6 protein-coding genes are annotated in these 8787 nt (G+C 32.8%); 4 read left to right on the top strand and 2 right to left on the bottom strand.

Annotation, left to right across the window (positions count from 1 at the left end; genetic code table 11):
- Positions 1-3775: S-layer homology domain-containing protein (locus tag HGPT_RS08220; RefSeq protein WP_040542929.1), on the top strand; the 3775-nt coding region annotated here is incomplete at its 5' end.
- A 194-nt stretch (positions 3776-3969) separates the two neighbouring features.
- Here HGPT_RS08220 and hutG read toward each other — a convergent pair.
- Both hutG and HGPT_RS08210 read right to left on the bottom strand, forming a co-directional pair.
- Entirely contained in the window at positions 3970-5001 is a 1032-nt protein-coding gene (gene hutG / locus HGPT_RS08215; RefSeq protein ID WP_019139368.1) for a formimidoylglutamase, read from the bottom strand.
- Between the two features lie 8 nt (positions 5002-5009).
- A complete protein-coding gene (locus HGPT_RS08210; protein WP_019139367.1) occupies positions 5010-5963 on the bottom strand; it encodes a 2-hydroxyacid dehydrogenase family protein in 954 nt (317 codons plus the stop codon).
- Between the two features lie 266 nt (positions 5964-6229).
- Here HGPT_RS08210 and HGPT_RS08205 point away from each other — a divergent pair, with 266 nt between their 5' ends.
- The 3 genes from HGPT_RS08205 to HGPT_RS08960 form a co-directional block, all read left to right on the top strand.
- Positions 6230-6868 (top strand): hypothetical protein, encoded by a 639-nt coding sequence (locus HGPT_RS08205; protein ID WP_019139366.1) that lies wholly within the window; start codon positions 6230-6232, stop codon positions 6866-6868.
- A gap of 403 nt (positions 6869-7271) precedes the next feature.
- Positions 7272-8615 carry an MATE family efflux transporter gene (locus HGPT_RS08195; protein ID WP_019139364.1) on the top strand — a complete coding sequence of 448 codons (1344 nt, stop codon included), beginning with the start codon at positions 7272-7274 and terminating at the stop codon, positions 8613-8615.
- Between the two features lie 82 nt (positions 8616-8697).
- On the top strand, positions 8698-8787 hold a 90-nt coding region (locus tag HGPT_RS08960; protein WP_155799260.1), incomplete at its 3' end, for a GTP-binding protein.

Genomic DNA, 8787 nt, shown 5'->3' with positions numbered 1-8787 from the left:
TACTTTTATTGCAGATAAGGGTGGTTCTTTTACAGATGACAAAGACAATCCAGTTGATAAACTTTATTATGATGTAATAGTTGGTCTAAAATCAGATAATCTTCCTGTTCCAGAAAAATTAAAAGATAATGAAACAAAAGAAGAAGGCAAGTATTACATCACAGCAGACAATGGAAAGAAATTTATTAAATGGGACAATGAAAAACTTTTAAATAGCAACACTATCATAGACAAGGACTACACATTTACAGCTTATTTCGATTGGTCAGGTGTAAAGGTAAATGAACTTGTGAGAACAGAATCCTACAAGGATCCTGATGGAAATTGGACAAATGATTTTGTTCCGACAATTGATGAATTAAAAGCTCAAGTTAAGTGGGTTAATAAAGATGGCACTGTAAGTGACTTGCCAGCAGATGCTACAGTAACACTAGTTGATGACGCTGGAAATCCGCTTACTCAAGATGACATTTATAAAAAAGTAAAAGAAATGAATAGGTCCGACACAGAAGAACTTGTAAGGACAGAAATCTTTAAGGCAAAAGTTACTTTTAAGGGAAATCAAGCAGATAAAGAAGTTGACATTCCTGTAAAAATTTATAAAAACCGATATGAAGCTTTGACAAGTGGTGGGAAACCAGAAATTTTGAGCAAGGCTGAAAATAAAACTGCTGTAGACGGTGGACTGAAAGAAATTCTAGAAGACACTGAATCAAAATCATATGTAAAAGTAACTGTTGCTCCAACTGGTAATTTAAATTCCAAGGACAATAAAGTTTACTATGTAAATCCAAAAGCTTGGGTGGAAATTCCAGAAATTGAACTGACAGATGATGAAAAAGCTGCTTTAGGTTTTACAAATTGGACAGCTGATAAGAAGGAACAAAATGAAAAGCAGGAAGAAAATGGAATATATGACTTTGCTAAACGTCACAAATTTACTGAAGATACAATAATTTCACCGGGCTTTTCAAAAGATGTAGTTCCTCAAAATGGAGAAGACAAACCAAAAGTTCCAGATAGCTTTGTTAAAGTTATTGTGAAAACGACAGATAAGGCAACAGATGAAACAGCTTTTGAAAGAACTTTCTGGGTTAATCCAACAAAAGAAGTTACTATTCCAGTAGTAGATCCAAGAGGTAAGGAAAACCAAGAAGTTGAAATTGATGGACTTGGAAAGAAAAATGTTAATTATATCTTTAAAGAATGGCAAAAAGTACAAACTGGGGATACTGATGATAATCTAACAGATGTAAAACCGCCAGTAAAAATTGACTTAACTAAGAACCAATACACTGACAAGGTAACTATTATTGAAGCAGCTTATAAAAAATCAATTCAAGCTGAAAAAATTGATGATCCACTAAATACAAATAAGTTAGACATACCACAAGATAAAAAAATTACAGATGAAGATTTAATTTCTAAGATTACAGCTCAAGAAGGTAAAGAAATTGATTCAATTACAGTAATTGAAAATCCTGACACATCAGAACCAGGATCAAAAGAAGCAAAAGTAATAGTTAAATATAAGGATGGATCAAGTCAAGGAACTACTGATAGTCCAGTTGTAATTCCAGTAGAGGTTCACAAAAAAATAATTCCAGAACTTGTTCCTGGTCAAAAACCAGAAGGAGCTATGGATAATTATGTGAAAGTAGTTTTCAAGGCTGGTGAAGGCGGAACATTAAGGGGCGACACAGTCTACTATGTATCGCCAGAAGTTGAAGTTGATATGAATGAATCAGCTAATAAAATTACAAAAAATCCAAATATTGGCTACACTTCAAATGGTGGAAATTGGTCGCCAGAAATAAAATCTGAAATGATTACAGCTGAAAAGACTTATACTTTTAACTTTGTTAAGTCTGATGACGTAATTGAAAAGAATGATGATCCTAGCCAAGTTATTCCTGATGGTTACGTAACAGTAATTTTTAGATCTGATGAAAATGGTAAGCTTGAGGGAAATGTCACAGAAAAAACTTATTTTGTAAATCCTAAAGCAGGAATCAAGCTTGTTGAATTAGAAGAAGGTCAAACAGCTGGAGATAAAGAACTTGTAGTTCCAAAAACTATTCCTAATGAAGGTTTTGAATTTGCTTATTGGTCTGAATCCTTAGATTTGACTAATTCAATCAAAGGTAATAGAGAATATGTTGCTCACTTTACAAAAGGTCAAGTTACATTGACTTATGATGCAGGTGGTGCGACAGGAACTGTACCTGACCCAGAATCCACAAACATTGGTGGAAGAATAAATCTTTCTTATCCAAGAGGATTAAGTAATGGTAGTAAAAACTTTATAGGTTGGATGATTGATGGAAGATTATACCAAGCAGGAAGTCCATTAACTTTAACAGATAATAAAATTGCTGTGGCTCAATGGACAGAAGATATTTATCCAGCAGATGAAGATGGAAATAAGACAGAAGATACACCTGAAAATTATGTTAAGGTTACTCTTGTTCCAACAGAAAAGGCGACAGATTCTGCTAATAAGATTTATTATGTAAACCCAGATAAATACCTTACAATTCCAGCAGAAGATCCTACAGTAAACAATGAGTATCAAGAAAAGGGATATAGTTTTTCAAATTGGGATAAATCTTTATTTGGAAAATTCACACAAGAAACAATAATTACTGCTAGATACAAAATATCTTCTAGTCCAATTACACCATTAGAACCTGACGCAGGAATTGTAGAAACAAGGGTTGGAATTGAACCTAAGGAAAATAACTATAAGGACAAAATTACCCCTCCTACTGGAAAGACGATTGAAAGTGTTGAAATAATTGAAAAACCAGATGTAAGTCAAGAGGGTGTAAGTAAGGCTAAACTTAATGTAATCTATACTGATGGATCTTCTAGCGAGGTTGATGTTACAGTTGTAGTTTATGGAAAGATACCAGAAAAACCTGATTATCCTGATTATCCAGATATACCAGATTATCCATCTTATCCAGAATATCCAGACAGACCTTATATACCAATGTATCCTGAAGTGAGATACGAAACAATTATTCAAGAAAAGATTGTTAAGGTTCCTGTACCTATTTCTGACAACTACTTCAAAGAAGTAAGGTATATGCAAGGATTCAAAAAAGAATTTAGACCTAATGATGGGCTTATTCGTGCTGAGGCTGCGCAAATTCTTGCAAACGCACTTGTTGAAGACGGCTACAAGTACAATCCTGACTTCAAGCTTCCTTACAAGGACATTGGAGAAGCTTGGTACACTAGAGCAGTTAAAATTGTTACAGAAGCCAATGTTTTTGAAGGTTATGATGATGGAAACTTTAAGCCACAAGGTAAAATCACAAGAAATGAATGGATTGCAACTTTAAAGAGATTCCAAGAATTAAATGATCTTGATGGCAATCACATGAATTTAAAAGAAGGTCACTGGGCAAGTAAAGAAATCGAAGCAGCATATAATGAAGGTTGGTTAAAGATTTATTCTGATGGACTTGCAAAATATGAAGGAGATAAATTTATACCAAGAGAAGAAGTTGCTGCAGTTTCTAATAAAGCTTTCAAGAGGACACTAGATAAGACTTATATTAGAAATAACGAAAAGAGTTTAATAACTTATAAGGATGTCAATAGAAATATGTGGTCTTACGAAGATATTCTTTGTGCAAGTAACACTTTCTTGAACAAGAAAGATTTATATAGGGCACACTGGATCAACGAAGACAATAATACATTTAATATTGATACAAGAGATTTTGAAATTGTAAAGGCAAAATTTCAAAGAAATCCTAGATAAGTAAAAGTGAATAAAGAAAAAGTGGAGGGCGAAAGCCTTCCATTTTTTTGGATTTATAAGTTCTATTAAGATAAAAATTTTATAAAAGTTATAGGAAATAAAATAAAACCACAAGAATTTTAGACTTCTTTGTGGTTTTATTGAACTTATATAAAATTTATTTTTCAAAAATTATTGTGATTATAAAATTTAAATTATTGTGGGATATATTTTTTGTTTTCTTTTCCCAAAACGTGTTGTGCCATAGTTGATACAACTGTGTAAACTAAAATTGATGCCAAGTTGGCAGTTACAGAATCGTGGTCAAATCTTGGAGATACCTCTGCAATGTCAAAGCTAACTGGCTTTCCAGTTGAGAATACGTGTTTTAATAGCAAGATTACTTTTTCTGGGTCAACACCAAGAGCTTGTGGTGCAGAAACACCAGGTGCATAGGAAGATGTGAAGCAGTCCATGCAAATTGTCACATAAAGGTGATCTTGTTCGTGGATATATTCATCTAGATTGTGGACAATTTCAAAGAAGTTGCCGTTTATTAAATCTTTTCCAAGAACATATTTTACTCCTAAATCTTCAGCTGTTCTAAAAAGTGCAAGAGTGTTGGAGTGTTTTTGAATTCCCATTACATAGTAGGCATATTCAGTTCCCTTTTCTTGTGTGTAATCTGCAATTTGTCTAAACATTGTGCCACTTGTTCCATTTCCCTTTTCATAAGGTCTAAGGTCAAAGTGAGCATCAAAATTTAAAATGCCAAGTTTTTTGTCTTCTTTATCATCAAGGTAAGTTGAAATTCCCTTGTAGTGACCAAAGGCAGTTTCGTGACCACCACCTAAGACTAGTGGGAATAAATTTAATTCCAAAACTCTTTTTACAGCCTTTGCTAGTTCGTCTTGGCTTGATTCAAGAGTTGTGAATTTACTTGTGACATTTCCGCAGTCAAAAATCTTTACTTCTTTGGAAAATTGACAAGGAAGTTTTGCAAGTTCCTTTCTAATGGCAGCAGGACCTGCGGCAGCACCAAATCTTCCCTTGTTTAGTTCAATTCCTTGGTCAGATTCAAATCCTATGATGCCAAATCCCAACTTTCCTTCAAAAGGACTTAGACTTTCATCATTTAAATCAAGTGCTTCAACCCATTGATGCCATCTAAAAGATTCATAATCATTTTCGTCGTCAATTCTTCCTGACCATATTCCCATTTCTTGTGGACTGTAATAATTTATCATTTTACACCTCAGTTTACTTTATTCTTTGGACTTTTCCCATCTTTAAAATCAATTAAGTTGTCCCTTGCATTTTCGCCCATCTCAAGTCTTGCTTCAAAAGTTGCATTTCCAAGATGAGGAGCGAGAATTACATTATCAAGGTCTACTAATTTTTTATTTACCCTAGGTTCGTCTTCATAAACATCAAGGGCAGCGCCTGCGATTTTATTTTCTATTAGAGCATCTGCGAGAGCCTCTTCATCAACAATAGGACCTCTTGACGCATTTATTAATATAGCAGATTTTTTCATCATTTCAAGTTCTTTTTTGGAGATCATGTGGTGAAGTTCAGGGACATAGGCAGTGTGTAAACTTAAAAAGTCTGAAGATTTAATTACATCATCTTTTTCCATATATTCAAGACCAAATTCTTTTTCAAAATCTTCTTTTCTTGTGCGGGAATAATAAATTACCTTCATTTCAAAGGCTCTCGCCCTCTTGGCAAGATTTTTACCTATGTTTCCAAGACCAATTATACCAAGAGTCTTGCCCTTTAGTTGACTTCCAAGATAAAAAGTTGGTCTCCAACCATAAAATTCTCCTGCCCTTGTGACTTTATCGCCTGAAACAATCTTCCTTGCAGCGGCAAGCATAAGACCAAAGGCAAGTTCTGCAGTTGATACAGCAGAGGCAGGAGCAGGTGCGTTTGTAACAACAATTCCTTTTTCTCTTGCATAAGCTATATCTATATTGTCAAAACCAGCACCATAATTTGCAATTATTTTTAAATTATCAGCAGCATCAATTACGTCTTTATCGATTTTATCTGATAAGGGACAGAGAAGGGCGTCTTGATCCTTAATTTTTTCTATAATTTCTTCTTTTTTAAGGGGAAGGTTGGAGTCGTGATATCTTATATCAAAATTTTTGTCTAGTTCATCGTAAATTTTTTCTGGAATATTACTTGTAATTAATAATTTCACAAAATCACCTCGTTAATTTTATTTTAACATATTTAAGAAATATATTAAAAGATGATAAAAATTCTATAAAGGGGAAAAGTTTAGGATTATCAAACAATCGTTACAAAAAATAATATAAAAGAAAAAAGAAACAGGAAAACGTATTGACTAAAAAACAAGCGAATGTTATATTAAGCTAAAGGAGAGGAGATGTTTCCAATGTTCATATTATATTAATAAAAGAGATTAGTGTAGACATAGCTTTTATTAATAAAAAGGAGATTATGATGAAAAAAATTATTATTTTGATGTGTATTCTATTATTGGCACCAAGTACTATATTTGCTAAAAGTACAGAAAATAAAGGATCAACAAAAGTTCAACTTGATTTACTAAACGTTGAGTTACCTTATCCAAGGGAAGAAATAAACATAGTATATGAGAATGATCTGCGACATGTAACTGCTAAAATTTATGACAAGTCTACCAATGAATTGTTGGAAGAATATACAGAAACAAAAGAAGTGAAAGAAATAGGATTTTATAGGGCTAATTCTGATTATGTGTATAGGACACTTGTAGGTGTGAAGAGATATGGACCGACAAGTGTTAGAGTAGTTGCTAGAGTTAAAGTATATGTATGGGGAACTACCGGTACTTTTGTTCAAATATCAGAAGTTCAAGATAAATATTCTCTCCCTGGGGATAGTGGAAGGTATAGTCTTGAGGGTGATAGAGTGTATTTGAACAGTTCTCTTCCTTCAAGAAGTATAGAATTAAATGCTGTTGGTAATATTGTAATTGAAAGTGTAAAATCTTCAGGATTTGATGTAGAATTATTAGAGTCAGTTGGATTTTCTGTAACAAAATCAGAAAATTGGTTTGCTAGAAAATTTTATAACTTCAACATAACCTTAGGGGTATAGCATTTTATGCATAGAGATAGCCTTGAATGAGTAAAAACATAATTATGGAAAAAATTTATAAAGTATTAAAATATTTTTTATATTTAATTAGTTCGATAGTAATGATGCTATTTGGAAGTCGTGGATTAGGTTTTGATTCTATAATTTATTTTATAAATCATATTACATGGAAAATCACAGGAGATATAAGTCAAAGCGTAAAGTATTTAACTTTTTTTCAAATTGTTGAAAATATAATAAGTCTTATTGGTTTAACTTTATTTATCTATACTATTACAAATATATTATTACTGTTAAGAGAAAAAAATGATATTTAAGAAGTTGGGAATTTTCCTAACTTCTTTTTTATACTTCAAAAATCTTATAATCTCCTATATAATATGTAAAGTTAAGAGGTGATTAAGTGCAAAACAATGAAAACAAACTGGGGACTATGTCAATTCCAAAACTTTTATTTCAAGTGTCCTTTCCCATTGTAATTTCCATGTTTATCCAGTCCATGTATAACTTGGTGGACTCCTATTATATTGGAAAGATTAATGAAGAGGCCTTTACAGCTATTTCCATTGCCTTTCCCATCCAAAATATAATGATAGGAATTGGAGTTGGAACAGGAGTTGGTATGAGTTCTTTAATATCTAGATACTTGGGAGAAAAGAATTTTAAGGGTGCCAATGAAACGGCAGAAAACGGTCTGAGCCTTGCCCTATTATATGGGATTTTTCTTTTAATCTTATCAAGATTTTTACCAAGGCCCTTTTTGTCTGCACAAACTACAGATCAAAATATAATAAATTATGGTGTGGACTATCTACAAATTGTAATGGGTCTTTCCATGGGACTTTTCACCCAAATATTTTTAGAGAGGACTCTTCAATCAACAGGTAGGACAGTTTTCACCATGCTCACTCAACTAACTGGAGCGATATTAAATATTGTCCTTGATCCAATTTTTATATTTGGTTATTTTGGAATGCCAGCCATGGGCGTCAAGGGCGCAGCAGTTGCCACAGTAACGGGACAAATTATTGGTGCAATCTTTGGTAGCTTTTTGCAACACAAATTTAATCCAGAAATTACTATTAAAAAGCCATCTCTTAGTCCAAAAATTATAAAGGCAATTTATGTTGTGGGCGTGCCATCCATGATTACAATAACAATTCAGTCCTTTACTATTTATCTTTTAAATAAAATGCTATCAGAAATTTCTACATCTGCCATAGCAGCTCTTGGAGCATATTTCAAGGTTCAGTCCTTTGTCTTTATGCCAATTTTTGGTATAAACAATGGTCTTGTCCCAATAATTGCCTATAACTATGGAGCAAAAAATAAAGATAGGATAAAAAAATCAATTAAACTTGCCTTTACAACAGTAATAGTAATGACTTTAATTGTGTCAGTACTTATTATTTCTTTCCCAAGACAAATCCTAGGAATTTTCTCTGCTTCAGGAAAGATGCTTGAAATTGGAATACCAATGCTTAGAATTTGTGCCTTGTCCTATGTATTTGCAGGTATATCAATAGTGGGAACAAGTATTTTTCAAGCCTTTGGCAATGGAATCTTGGCACTACTAGATTCTATCCTAAGACAAATTATTGTCCTTTTGCCAGTAGCCTACATTGCCATTAGGTTTTTTACAGTCAACGAAATCTGGTGGGGATATGTAATTGCAGAATTTGCATCAGTACTTTTTATATCATATTTTATGAATACCTTTGTGAGAAGAAAAATGGAAGCAATTTAAGGCTTAAAAAGTGCCTTAAATGTTGAAAAAAAATCCAATATGAGGTATTATGAACTTAATTTAAAAATCCAGGAGGAATATAATGGGAAAAGCAAAATTTGAAAGAAATAAACCACATGTAAACATTGGAACAATTGGTCACGTTGACCACGGTAAAACAACTCTTACAGCA

It is taken from the genome of Peptoniphilus timonensis JC401, assembly GCF_000312025.1.
Taxonomy (GTDB): Bacteria; Bacillota; Clostridia; order Tissierellales; family Peptoniphilaceae; genus Peptoniphilus_A; species Peptoniphilus_A timonensis.
The sequence above is the reverse complement of the archived record's forward strand: the minus strand, read 5'-3'. Positions and strand labels throughout refer to the sequence as shown.

Bases quoted from the DNA above. Each gene is read 5' to 3' on its own strand.
- HGPT_RS08205 (WP_019139366.1), top strand. From the start codon at position 6,230: ATGAAAAAAATTATTATTTTGATGTGTATTCTATTATTGGCACCAAGT.
- hutG (WP_019139368.1), bottom strand. From the start codon at position 5,001: ATGATAAATTATTACAGTCCACAAGAAATGGGAATATGGTCAGGAAGA.